Annotated in this window: 16 protein-coding genes; 4 read left to right on the top strand and 12 right to left on the bottom strand. The window is 37.9% G+C overall.

The genetic code is table 11. The annotated features are described in order from the left end of the window. Positions 1 to 1,276 precede the first annotated feature (1,276 nt). From AC1MCB_RS03730 to AC1MCB_RS03705, 6 genes are all read right to left on the bottom strand, one after another. Entirely contained in the window at positions 1,277 to 1,876 is a 600-nt protein-coding gene (locus AC1MCB_RS03730; RefSeq protein ID WP_479967407.1) for a DUF6624 domain-containing protein, read from the bottom strand. A 423-nt stretch (positions 1,877 to 2,299) separates the two neighbouring features. After that, the gene (locus AC1MCB_RS03725) at positions 2,300 to 3,919 is read right to left on the bottom strand and encodes a hypothetical protein (RefSeq protein WP_479967406.1); all 1,620 of its coding nucleotides are present in this window, start codon (positions 3,917 to 3,919) and stop codon (positions 2,300 to 2,302) included. A gap of 100 nt (positions 3,920 to 4,019) precedes the next feature. After that, the gene (locus AC1MCB_RS03720) at positions 4,020 to 4,517 is read right to left on the bottom strand and encodes a hypothetical protein (RefSeq protein WP_479967405.1); all 498 of its coding nucleotides are present in this window, start codon (positions 4,515 to 4,517) and stop codon (positions 4,020 to 4,022) included. After that, entirely contained in the window at positions 4,514 to 4,984 is a 471-nt protein-coding gene (locus AC1MCB_RS03715) for a helix-turn-helix domain-containing protein (RefSeq protein WP_479967404.1), read from the bottom strand. Before AC1MCB_RS03715 ends, AC1MCB_RS03720 begins: the two co-directional genes overlap by 4 nt. Then, positions 4,968 to 5,369 (bottom strand): hypothetical protein, encoded by a 402-nt coding sequence (locus AC1MCB_RS03710; protein WP_479967403.1) that lies wholly within the window; start codon positions 5,367 to 5,369, stop codon positions 4,968 to 4,970. The genes AC1MCB_RS03715 and AC1MCB_RS03710 overlap by 17 nt, the downstream gene beginning before the upstream one ends. A gap of 565 nt (positions 5,370 to 5,934) precedes the next feature. Next, positions 5,935 to 6,783 carry an AraC family transcriptional regulator gene (locus tag AC1MCB_RS03705; RefSeq protein WP_479967402.1) on the bottom strand — a complete coding sequence of 283 codons (849 nt, stop codon included), beginning with the start codon at positions 6,781 to 6,783 and terminating at the stop codon, positions 5,935 to 5,937. Between the two features lie 383 nt (positions 6,784 to 7,166). Here AC1MCB_RS03705 and AC1MCB_RS03700 point away from each other — a divergent pair, with 383 nt between their 5' ends. The 4 genes from AC1MCB_RS03700 to AC1MCB_RS03685 all read left to right on the top strand — a co-directional run bounded on the left by AC1MCB_RS03700 (position 7,167) and on the right by AC1MCB_RS03685 (position 10,226). Further along, entirely contained in the window at positions 7,167 to 8,138 is a 972-nt protein-coding gene (locus AC1MCB_RS03700) for a phytanoyl-CoA dioxygenase family protein (protein WP_479967401.1), read from the top strand. A gap of 164 nt (positions 8,139 to 8,302) precedes the next feature. Next, complete coding sequence (locus AC1MCB_RS03695) at positions 8,303 to 8,926, top strand: HAD family hydrolase (protein WP_479967400.1); 624 nt, start codon at positions 8,303 to 8,305, stop codon at positions 8,924 to 8,926. Positions 8,927 to 9,753: 827 nt separating this feature from the next. Beyond that, positions 9,754 to 9,963 carry a hypothetical protein gene (locus tag AC1MCB_RS03690; protein WP_479967399.1) on the top strand — a complete coding sequence of 70 codons (210 nt, stop codon included), beginning with the start codon at positions 9,754 to 9,756 and terminating at the stop codon, positions 9,961 to 9,963. After that, on the top strand, positions 9,957 to 10,226 hold the full coding sequence (locus AC1MCB_RS03685) for a group II intron maturase-specific domain-containing protein (protein WP_479967398.1): 270 nt from the start codon (positions 9,957 to 9,959) through the stop codon (positions 10,224 to 10,226). The genes AC1MCB_RS03690 and AC1MCB_RS03685 overlap by 7 nt, the downstream gene beginning before the upstream one ends. 277 nt (positions 10,227 to 10,503) lie before the next feature. Here AC1MCB_RS03685 and AC1MCB_RS03680 read toward each other — a convergent pair whose 3' ends face one another. The 6 genes from AC1MCB_RS03680 to AC1MCB_RS03655 form a co-directional block, all read right to left on the bottom strand. Beyond that, positions 10,504 to 11,373 carry a hypothetical protein gene (locus AC1MCB_RS03680; RefSeq protein ID WP_479967397.1) on the bottom strand — a complete coding sequence of 290 codons (870 nt, stop codon included), beginning with the start codon at positions 11,371 to 11,373 and terminating at the stop codon, positions 10,504 to 10,506. A gap of 167 nt (positions 11,374 to 11,540) precedes the next feature. Next, positions 11,541 to 12,131 (bottom strand): SUKH-4 family immunity protein, encoded by a 591-nt coding sequence (locus AC1MCB_RS03675; RefSeq protein ID WP_479967396.1) that lies wholly within the window; start codon positions 12,129 to 12,131, stop codon positions 11,541 to 11,543. A 936-nt stretch (positions 12,132 to 13,067) separates the two neighbouring features. Beyond that, positions 13,068 to 13,712: a hypothetical protein gene (locus tag AC1MCB_RS03670; protein ID WP_479967395.1), complete on the bottom strand. Its 645-nt coding sequence runs from the start codon at positions 13,710 to 13,712 to the stop codon at positions 13,068 to 13,070. A 37-nt stretch (positions 13,713 to 13,749) separates the two neighbouring features. Then, a complete protein-coding gene (locus AC1MCB_RS03665; protein WP_479967394.1) occupies positions 13,750 to 15,216 on the bottom strand; it encodes a hypothetical protein in 1,467 nt (488 codons plus the stop codon). A gap of 264 nt (positions 15,217 to 15,480) precedes the next feature. Further along, positions 15,481 to 16,152, bottom strand: a complete 672-nt coding sequence (locus AC1MCB_RS03660) for a hypothetical protein (protein ID WP_479967393.1) — start codon at positions 16,150 to 16,152, stop codon at positions 15,481 to 15,483. Positions 16,153 to 16,347: 195 nt separating this feature from the next. Continuing rightward, complete coding sequence (locus tag AC1MCB_RS03655) at positions 16,348 to 17,676, bottom strand: tetratricopeptide repeat protein (RefSeq protein ID WP_479967392.1); 1,329 nt, start codon at positions 17,674 to 17,676, stop codon at positions 16,348 to 16,350. Positions 17,677 to 18,022 lie beyond the last annotated feature (346 nt).

The following is an 18,022-nucleotide window of genomic DNA, read 5'->3' as shown; positions in this document are numbered from 1 at the left end:
AGTTGATCTCTTCGATCTGCGATGGACATCTATATGAACACGCACTAGGAGGATATTATAACGATTGCGTATCGACTCATATAGTCCTCGTTTGCAACGAGGATTCCTGACAATTGCGATTGTATCGCCCTTTTATCGTAGCATGTCTTTCGCAGAGTACCCAGCTGTGGTTTTCACTAATTCCACCTGTCCTCCCCTATCTTCCAAAACGATTTTGTATATGATGCGAGAGGGGAATAATTCCTGAATATAAAGCTATCTAGGGTAATTACTTGATTAAAAGGGTGAACGGTAGAAATTATTGAGGGAACGGTAAAAATTGTCTGAACTTTGATTGAAATGATTGGATGATGGCTATGATTTATATTGATACCATTCGACAGTATGTGCAGGCTAAATAGACTAAGGTGGGTTCGAGTCCCTCCATCCGCACAGGATAATTATATTGAATTGGTGCCAGAAACTGAATAGTGCTCAAATTATAGAAAAGGGTGAATGGTGGGATTATTGAGGGAACGGTAAGGGAATGTGCAAATATGCCGATGAGCAAATGTGCAAATGAAGGAAGGGGGAACGCTATCAAACCCTATTAGCTTGTACCTGGAAACCTAGTATTCTGTGAGAGGAAAATAAGATCCATATCCAAAGCATTAAGAAGGGCACCAACGCAATGCTAAAAAGCGTAAATAAAAATATCTTACATATTAAATAAACTAAGGTGGATAATATTATATAAAGACCAAAATGAGATTTGCCAATTAAAAAGTAGCTCCTGACTATTCCAACTTGGGCAACGACACTTACCAACCATATTATTCGATATGTGGGATGTTGGATCCTAAAATTCGATATTACACCATACTCGACTTGCACTATAAAAATCCATTCGTGGTCAAATGGCGCCGCGCTAAAAAATGTTAAAGCAATTAGGACTAACAATAAAATCTTCACCATTTCGCAATCTGATTTCGCTTTCATGCTATTCCTTTTTCTAATCAGCAGGCATCTTACTCATATTGTCATATGGTCCTCGTTTGCAATGAGGATTCTTTATAACTGCGATTATATCGCACTTTTAACGCCACAAGGCTTCTAGCAGAGTACCCTGCCGTGTTTCACTAATAAAATGTCTTTTGATGCGAGGGTGGAATAATTCCTCAATATAAAGCTATCGAGAGTAATCACTTGATAAATTGGGTGAATGGTAGGGATTATTGAGGGTACGGAAAATGACCAAATGTGCAAATGAGTAAATGTGCAAATGAGATCCAACATATTACTCTTTATAAACCACACCAAATTCAGTTGCTTGCTGTTCAATTGTATTAAGGCCAACTCGTAATCTCCGTTTGTTGACATTCCTTGAACTTTTTATCGGAGCAAATTGATACTTGTCAGTTATAAACCCGGTTTTAGGATCCTTAATTGGAATCATTTGAGTTCCATAGATCTGTTTTTCTCCCCAATCAACTTTGATTCGATCAATCATTTTTGCGACATGTTTCCATGCAAGGTCTCCATTATCGGCGGCTTTCTTTATAACGGGCAGGTACTTCTCCCGATCTTTATGTTCTGCATGCTGAATTACATAAAAGGCAGCTTCATTCGCAATGTCGCCCACCATAGATTTTCCCGGATATCCTACAGAATCGATAATTGCAATTATCCTTAAAAGATTAATGGAGTCAATGCTGGTTTGCTTTCTCCAAAGCCTCATAAAATCCTTATCACCGGGCCCTATTTTAGATAGCTGCTCCCGGGATGATTGATCTGACTTGTAAATTTCCAATAACTCTTTTCTCAGCAAGTCGCTTTTAACCTGGCCAAGGGAACTATTCGAGAGAATTACCAGTAGGACGAAGGTCAGGTGTTTCATAGAAAGCGCTTATCCTATAAACTTATAAATATTTATTAAGCAATTGCTTCTTTTTGTCGCAGCAGGGTCTCTCGCAGAGTACCCTACTGTTTTTTCACTAATTCCACCTGCCCTCCCTCATCTTTTGAACCGATTTTGCAGATATCATCTTATGATGCGAGGGTGGAATATTTCCTCAATATGCAGCTATCGAGGGTAATACCCTGATAAAAAGGGTGAACGGTAGGAATTATTGAGGGAACGGTAAAATTGTCTGCACTTTGATTGAATTGATTGGATGATGGGCTATGAACATGCTGTACAAGTTCCATGCGGGGAGCATGCTCCTGGCAACAGCTTATTGTTTGAGAATGATTTATGTTTAAGAAAACAATGGGCCAGAGTAATAAACTGATAAAAAATGTGAACCGCAGAAGACGCCTTTTAACCGGCCGTGCTTTTACCCTGCCACCAGTTGTTCCATACAATTCTATATTTTCCATGTTGTTCGGCGGTTCCGCATAAAATATCTATAGTCTTGATACGCTTAGAAGTATTTACTTCAATAGTTGCAATTAGCTCTGGAATTAAGCCTGAGTTACGAAGGTCCCTTACTCTTTTGTCCGAATCGTATATAAAAACTCGGATGTATTTTACTGGCAAATACTTAGTGCTTGAAAACCAACTACATTGCTTTCGGGAGTATGCAATTGCATCGGATACAATTTTCTTCTTGTTTATCCTTATTAGATTTTCAACGTCGTCTAAAAATTGCACATTTATAATTACGCTTGGATCTTGGACAACCGTGAAACTTCCCTTTGAATGTATTTGGGTTTCTCGGAAGACAAAGTGTTTTGGAAAGTATGTTTCCTGATATTTTCGCCAAGCTATTGGCATGGTCATTTTAATAATACTTCGATATGATCCTATTTTATAAACGAATGCTGGCCATTTAATTTTTGGGACAAAGAAAATGAGGTCATTTTCAAGCACGCCTTTGAATTCTTCAAAACGTGTTTCATTTTTCTCTCTTAAATACCTGAACTTACTCCCATCAAATGCAGCCCATCCCGCTTTCGAAACTCTGGCGTGGGTAGAATGAAGCGAAAAGAATATTCGGTCATAGGATTTTGTTAAGAACTCTGCCCAATAAGCTGTAATAAAGCAGTACCATTGAACTTTAAAGTAATCCCAGTTATCATTTTTCGCATAAATAATTAACTGACGTTTGTCTTGCATTGCCATGCTTTCAATGCAGTTGGTGATTTTCCAGCCGGGTCCATTTGCTTTTGCCTGCAGTTCCTCAAGCAAAATTGATTTAGGGATTTGAATCCCATAACTTTCAAAAAAGTCATTATTAGTAAAACAGAAGATTTTGAATGCAAGACAGAAGCCATTTGTTATATCCAGGATAGCGTCTAATGTTTCGACAATTTTCCTTGTTGGTATTTTTGTGTTCTTCCCCTTCTTGTCAATGTATGTAATATCCAAATCTGTAAAAACTATTTTCCCATGCGCAATACCGTTTCTGACGTCATGAAGATAGTAAGGGTCAATAAACTCGAATCCATTTTCTTTAATTTCTGTTACAACATTATTCAAATTCAGGCCATCTGTTCCCTTATCTGCTTTTATCCAGTAATATTTTGCGAGAATGCAACAGAATTGAAAAAACGCGGTTTCATAAAGTTTTAGTAAATTATAATGAACTTCCGTATCAATAAAATTTATTAGGTCATTATGGGCACCGGGTAAAAATGTGTCATGAATAGGTTTTTGATTAACCTCTGCCAAAACCTTGTTGGAAATGCTCAATACGGACTCAGCGTCATTTAAAATGCTCCCGAGGAGGATGGGATCTTTTTGCTGAATTTTTTGTAAAGCAGAATGGTATTGTTCAAATGCAACTCTTGAATAGAATTTTTGGGGAGATTTATCAAGGTAACCTATTAAGCTTAAGTAATCAGTGGAATCGGAAAAGTTTATATCCGGGAATGCCTGAGTTATTCTTTGTTTCCACACCTCATGAAGCTGTGCTGTTACCGGGTTCTTAATAAGCATTATTAATCATAGAACTTTAATTTCATCTACTAATCACGAGGAAATCCAACACGCCTTGTTTAAACCGTATGAGGAAGGCTCTTGAAAATGCCGTAAGATCTTAAAGTTTTACTTTCCTAACTGGTTTAGTTGATTTTGCGTCCTTTTTTTTCAAATTCTGTTTAGCCCGTTCCCTTCTTTGATCAATCAGGTCGGTAACATCTATGGTAGGGAGTAAATATTTGCCAAACGGGCCATGCGCCGTCAATGTAGAAATTATTGATCTTAAGCTATTGATGCAAATACTGATTCCAGAAAATAACAGGAAATTGAATTTATCACCCTTAGAAAGCTGTAATGAAGGCTCAAAGTTAAAAATACCTATTCCCTCGGCCAATAAACTGTAACCTGGTAATGATTGATCTTTATTAATTCCAATCCTTACAAACAATTGGTACCCAGTTTCGCCATTTTGAGTAATCTTATAATCTATATCAATTTCATACTGATTACTAATCAATGATATGTCTTCAACTGCTTCCCTAGGATGAGTAAATAGATACTCAGTTTCTATCAATAGAAACGTATGAAGGTCTAGTGGCGAACGTTTTGCAATCATGCTGCTACAACTCTAAGTTTGTGTTTTACCGTGGATTTCGCCTCTGGAATAAACTCCTCAGTTTTTAAATTTTCTTCTTTTCTGGGATAGAATGCCCAAAGACCATCCTTGATAGGGAAACTAGCAATAAAAGAACAGACTATATCTTCATCTAACAATTCTGTAAAGGCATTACTTTTTGCTCTTATTTGAAACGTCACATCAAGTGCATCCTCTATTTTGGCGATTGTTTCTAAGTTTAATAGTTTATTTCCCCTGAAGAGTTGGGTTACATAACTTGGAGATGTCTTAATCAGTGCCGCAAGCTGCTTTTTGTTGATATTTTTATCTTCAATTATCTTTTCAATCTCGCTTAAATATCGCGCCATGATAATTTTTGCATCATGTTCAATCTGTTCCTCTTTACTGTCAAAAGCAAAAAGATCTTGAAACTCTTCTGATACGATAAATTTATTTTTCGATGTCATATTCAGTATTTGCTACTTTCCTTATAAGGGCTATTTCTTTGCTTGAAAGGGTTTTAGTTTTCTTTTTTAAATGAAGAATGGATGCTATTACCACTAGTGTGCCAGTTGCGGTCTTGACTTCTTTACAATATATTCTATCATTTTCTTGACCTACAAAGAACCTCATTGCTGTAACATCTTTGCATTTAGCGTCAATATCTTCCCTACAGTAAACGTCCTTGTTAGAATGGCCGTTGATGATTATATCTGAGATGAAGCGAAACTTTTTTTTATGCCGAAGATCTTGCTGTATATAGGCAATTATCTCGTTTTTGTTCGCAGAATCAACATATATAGCCCTTCTCCCGTCATTAGAAATAACAAGCTTTTCGCATTTTTGTTTCACAAAATTAAGCTATAGGTTAATCATATCCAAATTTTCTCGTATAATGGTATAAATAGTCTTCTAACCGCACCTCCTCAAATTTACTCTCACTACAAGGCCTACTGGTGAATATAGGCTTTGAAAGCCTAATACTATAAAATATTAATAATCGCCTCAATTTAAAATATTTTAGGATGCCCAGACGATTTAAAGGGTGAACGGTAGGGATTATTGAGGGAACGGTAAAAATGTCTGAACTTTGATTGAAATGATTTGATGATGGGCTATGATTTATAGCATACGGTTAGTGTGCTTTGTTGTAAAAAAAGAGGGAACGGTAGGAATTATTGAGGGAACGGTAAAATTGTCTGGAACTTTGATTGAATAATTGGATGATGGGGTATGATTTAGGAGACGGTTAAACTTTTCATGATCTTTCAATCTGTCATTCAAACCAGCAGCAAAGTAATTAAAAAGCATCGGCTTTGACAGACCATGCTCTCAATTGCTGCCAAGCCGCAGATGGCTGTATCGTAATCGGTGAATTATTTGTCCCCTACGATTTCAGACTGAAGGTTGAAGAGTTTCAGGTTGAAGCAAGATGATTTCGTTTGAAGACTGAAGGATTTTCACCGGTTTCTTTTTTAAAAAGCTTGCTGAAATAAGAAAGGCTTTCAAAACCGACTTCATAGCACACCTCCGAAACACTTTTATCCTGAAGCAGCAAGGTTTTCGCCTGCGTAATACGATAGCGGTTAACAAAGTCGGTGAAAGTCAGCTTTGTTTGCCTCTTGAAATACCTGCAGAAAGCAGCGGTACTCAGGTGTACATCTGAAGCAACTTCATTCACGTTTGGCGACTGATTGTAGTTCGCATGAATATACTGATAAATAGAGCCCATCCTGATCTTATCATTAAGGAAAAGTTTTATACTCGTGTCCTGATCATTGAGCTCCTGTACTTCTTTAGTGCTGGCGAGTAGTTGAAATATTTCCAGTAAGGATAAAAGCTGTTGAAAATGGTTTAGGCCCTGCATCTGCCTAAGCTTTTCGACCACTAAAGCCTTTGTTTCGCCAGTAAAGGAGAGCCCCAGGTATGCCCGCGCAAAAAGTTCCTGAAGAGCAGAAAATTCCGGGGTCTCCTTCAAAGCGTCTCCTAAAAAGTTTTCTTTAAGCTGGACGACCGTCTGTTTGTATTCAGTTTCAATTCCATAGTCGAAATTCAAATGCGGTACATTGGGGCCTATAAATATTAGGTCGCTACCGAGATAACTTGAAATGTGCTGACCCACATGCCGAATGCCGTTGATAGCTTCCACATATACCAATTCATATTCCGGATGATAGTGCCAGTAGAAATAATTTCTTAACCGGGGTTCAAAAAGCTTAAATGACTGCCCGGGATTGATTTGTACTAATTCCTTCTGAATTTTCATTTGTATCTGATTTTTTTATCGGTTATGAAGCTTCCACGTGCTTTCCAGAAAGCTTTCGGGATTCATTTTTTCACAACCAGTTGTTTGTTTTGAACGGTGTTCAAGAGAACGCTACGCTAAGTTCGGTTGGTATGATGATGGACATGGAGGTTTCATGAGTATATCGTTTGATTTTTTATCGGTGCTGTATAAGCTTATACTCTTCGCTATTTGCAAACGGCAAGCTTGTGATGGTCTCATAACATTAGCTCTAATAAAGTTATAAAACTTCAAGTATAAATGGAAACAGGTCAATACAGAACAAAAGTAGGTCATTCAGGATAAAGTGACCCAGTATTGAGGAGCGTAACTTTGATATATCAAAACCTAAAAAAATATTTTATATGAAAGAGGAAACAATGGCTCACCAAATGGGAGCGACCAATGCACACAATGACATTCCCGGAAACCCTTCTACAGCGAAGAGCAGCAAGGTAAAGTTAAACAACCGCAGTAACGGTTCACCGCTTCGTATCCTTACTGAAGAAGACTGGCAGTTTTGGATACACAACGGTTATGTTGTGATTAAAAATGCGGTACCTAAAGAACAGGTGGAACGTTTAGCGAACTTTCTTTGGGAGTTCGAAGAAAAAGACCCCAGGGACCAGGAAACATGGTATGCTCCGGCACGGGCTGAAATGAAGATGAAAGAATTAACCAATACCGGAATGGTGGAGGTATACAATCACCAGTACTTATGGGATAACAGGCAATACCCAACCGTGCACCAGGCCTTTGCGGATATTTGGGGAATGGAAAAACTGTGGGTGACAATCGACCGGGCCAACTTAAATTTCCCTATCAGACCGGGGCACGAATACAAAGGTTTTATACACTGGGATTATGATCCCGAAACCAAACCACAAAATGTACAGGGTTTAGTGGCATTGGCAGACCAAACTGATCCGGAAATGGGAGGATTTCAGTGCGTGCCTGAATTATACCGGACCTATGAAACCTGGAAACTTACCCAACCCGATGACCGTGACCATTTCAAACCAGACGTTAGCGGTTTCAAAATAGAGAAAGTACCCATGGAAGCGGGAGATCTGCTAATTTTTAACAGTACCCAGCCTCATGGAATAAGAGCAAATACCAGCGGTAATAAAGTTAGAATGGCACAATATATTTCTATGATGCCTGCACAAGAAGACGATGAGGAATTAAGGCAATGGAGAATTGCTTCCTGGAAGGAAAAGCGGGCTCCGGAAGGATTCGCGTTTCCGGGTGACCCGAGAGAATGGGAAAAGACTAGGTATCCTCAGGCGACACTTTCACCTTTAGGAAGAAAACTCTTAGGACTGGATAAGTGGTAAACAAATCAATTGATAATAGCAGAACAGCAGTAGGGCACTATTGCTGTTTTAAATCTTTCAAATTAAGACCATTTGTGTTAAACCATCATCGGGATTTTAAAGCTGTAAGAAGCGTACCGGATGATGCAGCTAATTATAAAAACGAAAAAAACAATTAAATTAAAATGACTAAAAAAGCAATAATACTCGATCTCGACAATACGATATATTCAGTTCCTTCTATAGGAAACGAACTGTTCTCGTCACTTTTTACGCTGATTGAAAGCAGTAATGAATTTTCAGGTGACATTCCATCAATAAAAGCGGAAATCATGCGAAGGCCTTTTCAGGTAGTAGCTTCTGAATTCGGATTTAGTGAAAATTTAACCAAACAGGGAATTGATTTGCTTCATAACCTTTCCTATGAAGGAACTATACAGCCATTTCCGGATTATTATGAATTAAAAGGCTTGACTATTGAAAAATACCTGGTGACAACGGGGTTTTTAAAACTCCAGCACAGCAAAATCAAAGGAATGAAGCTCGATCAGGATTTTAAAGAAATCCACATTGTAGACCCGGCGACATCTGAGATGACTAAAAAGGATGTATTTACAGATATAATAGAAAGGAACGGATACATCAATTCAGAGGTGCTGGTTGTTGGTGATGACCCACATTCTGAAATCGAAGCAGCAAGGGAACTGGGAATTGAAGCCATATTGTACGATAAGTTCAATCGTTATGCGGATACAGGTTCAATCGTTAAGATCAATGACTTCAGTCAACTAGCTAACCGCTTTAAATAGAAAAAGCTTTTGCAGCAAGGTCTCTAGCAGAGACCGGCGCTGTAGTTTTTTACTAATTCCCCCTGCCCTCCCTCATCTTTCTAAACGATTTTAAGATTTATCTTATGATGCCTGGGCAGAGTAGTTCTTTAATATAATTTATCGAGTGCAATCACTTGATTAAAAGGGTGAACGGTAGGAATTATTGAAGGAACGGTAGGCAAATGTGCAAATATGCAAATGAGGAAATGTGCAAATGAAGGAAGGCGGAGCGGTATAATTGCCTGGAACTTTGATTATGATTGGATGATGGGCTTGATCTATTACAAGGTCATAGCTTTAATTAACCTTCCATTCCCTCTTTGGTATCGCATGAAGGCCTTACAGGAACGGTCAGGGCTTTGCAAAGATGGCGGATAGTAAGCACTGAATTTCCGCAAGTTACAACCGTAAATTAAAAGCAGTACAGATCATAAACCAAGTCACCCACAATTGTTGCAAAACCCTTGTTGTACTAAACCTTCGGTAGTTTTTCCCAGCGTCGCATAGCATAATTAAAGCCATGATTACCCTGGAAACCCTGCCCAAACGCGGTCCTCCATCACATGCTCAACTCCTGCAAACAGTCCATGTTAAAAATACAATGCTTTTATAAGGCCTGGTCAGGCTATGCCCGAAAAGCAGAAAACTACACCGAAAAAAGATAAGGGTGGCAGTAAGCAGCCGACTAAGCCCCAAAAGGGAATGACTAAAAAAACAGATCTTCCATATTCCAATATCCAAAGCCAACCGGCTTTAATGGAAGTCAACAACCAGTAAACGTAAAACGGAGCTTTCCACCGATTAAGATGGGAGCCCGTAGCCGTATTTATACCAAAAGTAATCAGGCAGCCCGCAAGGTTGGAAATCAGATTTACCTGTTTTTACAGGACAAGCTGAAACTTCCGATTAACCGGGAGAAAAGCGGCATCCGCAAACCTGTGCAATTCGGACTGCTGGGCTACAAATTTGTGCCACCTATAAAAAGGGTGATAAAGGCAAATACCAACTTGTGGTAAGCGATAAAAGCTGGAAGAACCTCAAAGAAAAGCTGAAAGCAGCCACAAGGAAAACCCATCCACTAAGTTTCCCCGAGCGAATACAAAAGCTTAAAGAGATACAGCACGGTTGGATCAATTATTTCCGCATGGCAAGTTTAACAGGAAAACTGAAGGAACTGGACGGCTGGCTGCGAAACCGGTTACGGTACTGCATCTGGACCGACTGGAAGAAGCCTGAACGGAAAAGGAAAAAACCTGACTCGTTTAGGCATAAACCCTGAACAGGCTTACTCCTGGAGCAGAACGAGAATGGGAGGATGGGCTGTAGCACAAAGCCCTATTATGGTCACAACCATTACGCTCGAACGTCTAGCAAAACGAGGCTACAGATCTATGCTGGATTATTATCTAAAAGTTTCCCCATCAGATATCGAACCGCCGTATACGAGACCCGCCTGGCCTGCCCCGAGCGAAGCCGAAGGGTACGGTGGTGTGAGAGGCGCACCTCATCGCTTATGAGCGGTGAGGCCGTCTACTCGATTATAAGCCGTTTTTTTCTTAGAATACTTTCCACCATTTCTCTTTTTTTGTCAACTGCCTCATAGTTAAGGTCATTGTCGGTTTGGGTTTAGTCAATTCAGATTCAAATTGTCTTTCCGCAGCATTATTCATACTCCATCCTGATGTCCACGAAGGTTTAAATAAGTAACCTTTACCGTCATAATTCTTTGTGTCATATTCTATGTCAACAGTAATTTTTCCAATATGCTCGTAAATACTCGAGTAGTCTTTGTAAAACAAGTCAGGCATATACCAAGTTACATCTGGTTTGTCTTGCCATTGTCCAAAATTGCAAATCAGAATATCAGCATTTTCAAAGTCTTTAATTGTCGGTTTTGTGCCTTGATTTAGTCTAGTTGTTGCAACTAAATTGTATGCCGTCTCAGGATTATTGTCACTAGCTAATACAACAGCGCCACCATAATTTCCATTTGTCAGTTTAAAAACAAAGCAGTCTCCTGTAGTAAAAATTGGAGTTTTTGATTTAGCTCGCTTTCTAGGTTTTGCTTTTGGCCTGTCAGACTTTATTTTTTCAAGGAACCTATCGAGAGCAATTTTCCGCTTTTTAATATCATGTTCACTTGCACCAAGGTCGAGCCAAGTTTTCAAGTCGGCACCTGATGAAATTATGTTTTCAATTTTCGATAATACTTTTGGGTCAAGAGATTTTGTTTCCCATTGGGCTAAAGCAAGAGCAAACCACAAACTGTTTTTTTCTTCTTCTATTTCAAGAATTTCCCAGTTGTCGTCAGTAACTTTTTTTGAAATAATATCGGGTTGCCCACCTTTATTATATAAGTCGAAAAACTCACTGTATATGTCAGCAAATGCGTCACTGTCTTTTATGGCTGTTCCCCATGTTCCCATATCTGTGTCGTCTTTCTAAAATGGCTTATAACGGTTACAGGTTTATATTGTGCCCGAATAAATAGCACTTCTTTGTCGCCCGAGTACTAAAGTAATTAAAAAGCACAACAGAACATGAACCACGTCACCCGGGCATAATGTAAACCTGATGTTAAGCGCTGGCGTTCTTATTTTCCACGTCTCGAGTCTTGTCGCAATACAAGTTCCATTTCAACCTGGTCTTTCCAAAACCCACTTTCAGTAAATACTTTATTGTCGGCAACTTCTAATTGCTGCTTTAAATTCTCGAATTGCTCGTCGGTAAAATCTGAATTCATTAAAGCGTCTTCTCCATTTTCTCTTTGAATAGTTAAAATAAAGTCACGATAGACGACAAGGCATTTAGCGAGTGTAAGGATTGAGCTGTTAACAAAAATTGAAGAAAAATCGTCTTCATGGTCAAGCAGTAAGACTTGGTCATTACTCTCGGTATTAATTGCAATAGGGTCGCCATTTCCAGTTGAACCAATCACTACATACTTTTCGAATTCGGACTCAAGAAAGTCGTACTGCCTTGTTAATTTACTTATGCCTTCGAAAACGTCACTTGTGTCCTTACAGAAGGATAAAAAAGGCGCAGCATCATTAGGAAGTCCGCATGTTGTCAAAAAGTCAATAGTTGAAGGAGAAAGGTTGAGGTCAATGACGCTTTCCCTTTTAAGCACTGATAAATTGTCTTCAATTGAAGTCCAAGTCTTTTTGAATTGTTCGGCTGTCATGTTTTTACGCTTGCGCTTAACTAGTAAATATATGCTGTCGATTGCGTATATATTTCACTTAGGTCAGCTAACATACCTTTTATTTTAATTATGAAGGCCTTCAATACCTGGGATATATACAAAAGTAGTAGGCCCAGAATCTATATTTAATTTTGCTGCACCACCTATCTTAAATTTCCGGAGTATATTTTCCAGTATGGCTTCGCCCAGCTCATCGGTATAAACCCATTCCACCTGCCCTGCCCCATCTTCCAAAACGATTTTGCATACGATGCTAGGGTGGGATAATTCTTCAATATAAAGCTATTGGGGGTGATCACCTGATAAAAAGGGTGAACGGTAGGAATTATTGAGGGAACGGTAAAATTGATGTGCAAATGTGCGGATGAGTATATGTGCAGATGAAGGAAAAGAGTGGCGGTAGAAGTTATTGAGGGAACGGTAGCTAATGTGCTAATATGTTAATGAGGAAATGTGCTAATGAAGGAAACGGGAACGGTAGCAGTTATTGAGAGAACGGTAGTCAAATGTGCAAATGGCTCTTACTCACAGCGAGTTGTATATCATTATTATTAATGAGAAGATAACGTACACTATGAGGACAATATTAATTTTTTTTAAATCTTCTATATCCAGCCTCATAATCTATTTGATTATTGTGTTATTCCTGTTGTTCACTTTCATCTTCATAGGTTTATAGTATCTGGAGGCAAAAGCTCAAAAATCGTCAAGGAAATAGATAGAATCGTTATTAAATTTTTCATGTTCTACTGCGGATATTAATTAAGAAGGCAAGTACGAGTTTCAGGGGGCACTCTACTAATTATCTGTCAAGATAAAATTAATTAGCGTTGCTAACCCGCAACCCTGTGCCATACAATAGGGAATTAGGTCGAAGGAGCTTTTTTGAAAAATCACGTATTGTCGTTCCAAAGCTTAAAACAAACTGAGGTCGAATTTATAAGCTACTGATATGCCCCCAGCCCATGTTTGATTAACGGTCCCAATATGGCCATTAAATGCCGGTGTCTGGTTATCATTTGTACCGGTCGGCGAAAAGCCATTGTATTTAGCCTGCAAGTTAATCCGGATCCTTTCTGAAAGGTCATATGCCACTCCGGTTTTGGCAGCTAAATAAACATTCAGATCACCGAAAGAACCTGCGTAACTTTGATATCTATCCTGTGAGGTATGGGAATAGGTTGATTCGTAAGCACCGAAATTAAAGCCGAAACCCAATTTAAATACCTCTGAAAGGTTAAAGTTGTGCATATAGCCAACATAAGCCGAGATCGCTTTATAGTCAGAAAAGGTAGCAGTGCCGCTTTCGCCGTCGTCAGTCAAATAATGAAATACATCTGCTTTAGGCTTAAAATTGCGATATCCCAGGCTAAAGTTTATAATATGATCGTTCTCTGTAAGGGACAGTATATCGATGTGATAAGCCGGTACCGGTTTATAGGTATTGCCGAATTGTCCAAGCGGACTTTCGTATTCCGTCCCGATCTGGATGCCCAAATTTTGGGCCTTTAGAATTACCGGAGAAATAATTAACAATAGAAAAGTTAAAGTTCTAATCATAGGTATATTTATTGACAAATTTCCTTTTCGGGTTAAATTACCAGCCGAACTGATACAGCTGAACATCATTCTTTTCCCTGCCTAAGGAAGTAGTTTTACCGTCTATAACTGGGACAATAAAATTCTTAGTATTAAAAAGAGCATTCGACAGGTCGGCGCTGTCGGTAGTATTGGCCTTATCCGGCACCATTCTCTGCAGACCTATTAATTTTCCTGAATTAATGTTGATTTTGGCTGCTATGAAATTCGCATGGTCATCGTGAGAAGCTAAAAGATAAAGTTCCTCACCCTGCTGGTGAATATTTAATGATGCTATATTACCCCCAGTATAATTACGGGGAATTGCAGAAGTGGTTTTAATTTCTAAGTTCGGGTCCAGGTTATAGACAATTATTCCAAAGTATTTATTATCTGATAAAACCATAAAATAACCCTTTTCATGGATCATTAACTTCACTAATTCCAATGATCTGGCAGGTGCAAACACAATTTTCTTAAACTCTTTGCTAAATGGTGTATATGATTTTGCTATTCCCTTTACATCTTCATTTGTAAAACTTTTTTTGAAACGTTTATGCTGATCGCCGGCGAAGTCATATTTGTTAAACATGGTGATATAGTCGTCGTCTAATTTGAAAGATCCTGAAAGATATACTGTGTTATTGTTCAGGGTATCAGCATAAAACGTAATTGCATCACCCAGGCGATTCATACTTAACAGTCCCTGCTGAAGAACATAAGGCTCCGTAACAGTTTTTATCGATTTTACTGACCCAGGTAAATACTTAGAAATAGTGATGCCTTTTTTATTTTCTGAAACAGCGGTGTAAAGGTCTTCATTCATCGTTTTCTGAATACCAATAAATTCTCCGTCAGGAAGATCCAGGTTTATCGCATTTTTTTCTCCAAGATCCTCATCAAAGGTAAGCACATTAAAACCCCTGACTTTATTGGCCTGATCAGACATTTTTTTCGCAGCGTATATTGCTCCAATAGGGCCTATTCCTACCTTAACATTTCTTTTAATTGCGGTTTCACGGGCAGCAAGGGTAAGTGTTTTTTTATCTTTCGAGATGAGTAAATACGGGAAAGTGAAATAATCGTCATTACCCTTAAACAAAATTTTCTCTTTCAAAATGGTGCCGTTATCAGCACTAATCAGAAAGGCTTTATAAATACTACTTGCGCGGGTAAATACAGTAAAATCAGTACTTACTAAAACCAGCAGATGTTTTCCAAGCATGGCTGTCTCCTGCAAATAACCGTCGACTGTCGCTGCCCATATTCTATTGGCATTATTATCTGTTCCGCTAATCTCAACGGTTTTATCGTTTTTGTTGGATACAAAGGCTAGAGATGTTTCACTTAAGCGAACCGACCTGATGGCTGCGCTACTCTTGAAAAAGTCTTTTTTAACTGAAAGTGACTTTACCTGTGATCGTACTTCTGACACTGACAGGACAAATAATAAAATTGTAAGGATATACAGTAATTGTTTCTTCATAAGATCGACCAACCGGTTAATTATTATCATTTGTCGAAAAAGTTTAGTCTAATTAAAAATACATTCAAAAGGCTTAAATATCGTTCGATAGAGACAAATCGAAAACGAATCTAAAATAATTCACCTCTTTCACCTGATAAAAAGGGTGAACGGTAGGGATTATTGAGTGAACGGTAAAATAGTCTGAACTTTGATTGGAATGATTGGATCATGGGCTATGATTTATAGCCGGTAAGTCTCACAGAACCTTTCCTTTAAATTATTCTAAAAGTTCATTTTACTCAACATATGAATCAGGTAAAGTAAGATTAAAGAAATAACGGAAAGAATCAGAAATGCTCCAGTCATTGCAAACGAGGCTACCTCGTTTTCGTCTCTTATAATTGGATCCTTCAAATCAGAATTAGGAATCGAACTAACTGTATCGTTCTCTTTCGGAACCATTGTCAGCAAAGAGATGATATAGAATCCGGTTAGTAACTGGGTTACGAAATATCGCCACTGTTTAGCCTCAAATGCTCCAAGTATCATCTTTGAACCCCCAATAGAGAGATATGTGCTAAGTGAGAGAAACACAAAAGCCAATACGAATTGGCGCAATCCTATTTTGATTCCATTTTGCGTATTGCTAACAATTAAGCTTAATACAATATAAATTAATGCTAACTGAACAAGCGGAACTATTAATAAACCAAAAAAATACTGAAGTCCCTCCAGCATCAACAATGAAATTATAGTAACAAAGGCCGTTGCGGATACATTATGTTTGACGTACTGCTTATTACTGTAGGTTAAAGCGAAACTGAAAAAAATTGGAGGCAAGAACAAAAATATTATATAAAAATCAATGGTTAAGCATATTGCCCAGCTGCTCAATATAGACAACGCCAGATAGAGTAATGTCTTGCTCTGCCTTTGATTTAAAATTATACTCATTTGATTTATATAGCGTTATCGGTTTTAGAAGATCTGACAGCCTTGCAATTGCTTCACGTAACAGTGAAGACTTCGGGCTAATGTCGGTCTTCACAACACAAAACTTTTAGTCATTCCTTAACATGACTAAGCGATTAGATTTTAGCTTGCTCGACAGTTCGGAGGCGACGCCCCGTGTTAGAAAAGGCATTATTTTTATTTCGTAATCTCTATAAAATCAGGATTCGTCCACAAATTTTGTAACTGAGGAAATTGCTTTGCATCATTTTTCAATTCAGTTTCCATTTTGAATGCGACTTCGAGCAATTTCAGAGCTTCATCCGTTTTGTCCTGAAGATTTTTCATTATCGCCATTTGATAGTAATTCCAAGAGAACTCGCTTTTTTGGTTCAAGTTCTCGAATAATTCTATAGCTTCATTATACTTCCCGATTCCCTTTAGATAGAGGCCTTTGCAATATTGCAGTTGATATTTCGCATCATTATTAAGGTTTGTTTCAAATACCTTAAATTCATTTATAGCTTTGTCAAGAGGAAATTTTTGAAATATGTCAAGTAATAATTGTATTGCAATAGGTTCGCTGTGATAGTTCGAAAATAGATTTTTTAAAGATTTTAGGGCGTTTTCATTGTCACCCTCCTTTAATTGAGATTGAATTATATAGATTAAAGCATTAGGATGATTCGGGTCATTTCGTAAAATGGATTTTACGGTACTAATGAACTCATTTTCATTTGACTCATTCATCATTTCAAATAATAAGTCCATTTTATTTTCTAAAATCTGAACATGATTTGGTTCAACTTCAAGTGCTTTATTATAAAAGTGCAATGCCTTTTCACTATCACCTTTTTTTGAAAATAATGTTCCCTTGTTCGCAAACGCTAAAGTTGCTTTTTCGTTGAGCTCGATTGCTTTATCAAACAGTTCTAAAGCATTATCTAAATCACCTCTGTCCATTTGGAAAGCTCCATAAGCAATGTATCTGTCTACCTGGTCAGCTTCAACATTTCCTTTAGTATGTTTTGAGGATGGTGTTATTTTGATATCTGAGATAATTCCTGAATCTAGTTTTTTTTGAAAATCGTCAACGAGGTCAGAGGTTAGCAGTTTTAATTTTGATATTATTTCATTCGCTTGATTTTGATTCAAACCTCTTTCTACAAGATTTCGCGAAACAATTTCATAACTATGTTTATTTTCAAAGTATGTTGTTTGAGCATATGCTAAAATTTCATTTTGATATTCCTGATTACAAAATATCTGTTTTTCTATCCCTGAATCGGGTTTCTCAGGTGCATTTCCCTGCTTTAAGAATCCCTTTGCTCTAGTCAAGATATATTCAATTTGTTCCACATTTAAACCAATTTTTTCTAGCTCGGATATAGCTACATCAGGGTTTAAGTTATTTTCTTCTAATTTCCATAATGCCAAAGCACAAACTTCATTTTGAAATTGTGTTGAATTAAATTCAGTATCCTCAATTCCTTTGTTTTTTCTTTTTAAAAAGTCAAATAGGCCCATAATGATTGTCAAATTATTTCTGCTAACTGTGAATTTACCAAGGAATTGCTTAGTTAATTTTACCAAAGCTTCTTCCCCCCTTTCCTTCTGAAGGCATATAACCGATTCGATAGTCGGCGCATACTTACCAGCCAGGCAGCGATCTTCTTTAATGTGAGGATGTTTCGATCAACATCTTCACTTTGAAAGAAAGTATTGTCCAAGATAGGATGATCGGTACTAACGAGATTATAAAAAGGGTGAACGGTAGGAATTATTGAGGGAACGGTAAAAATTGTCTGAACTTTGATTGAAATGATTGGGTGATGGGCTATGATTTATAGCGTATATGGAGGGTGTTAAAACA

This window comes from Daejeonella sp. AP26, from assembly GCF_056680515.1.
The sequence above is the reverse complement of the archived record's forward strand: the minus strand, read 5'-3'. Positions and strand labels throughout refer to the sequence as shown.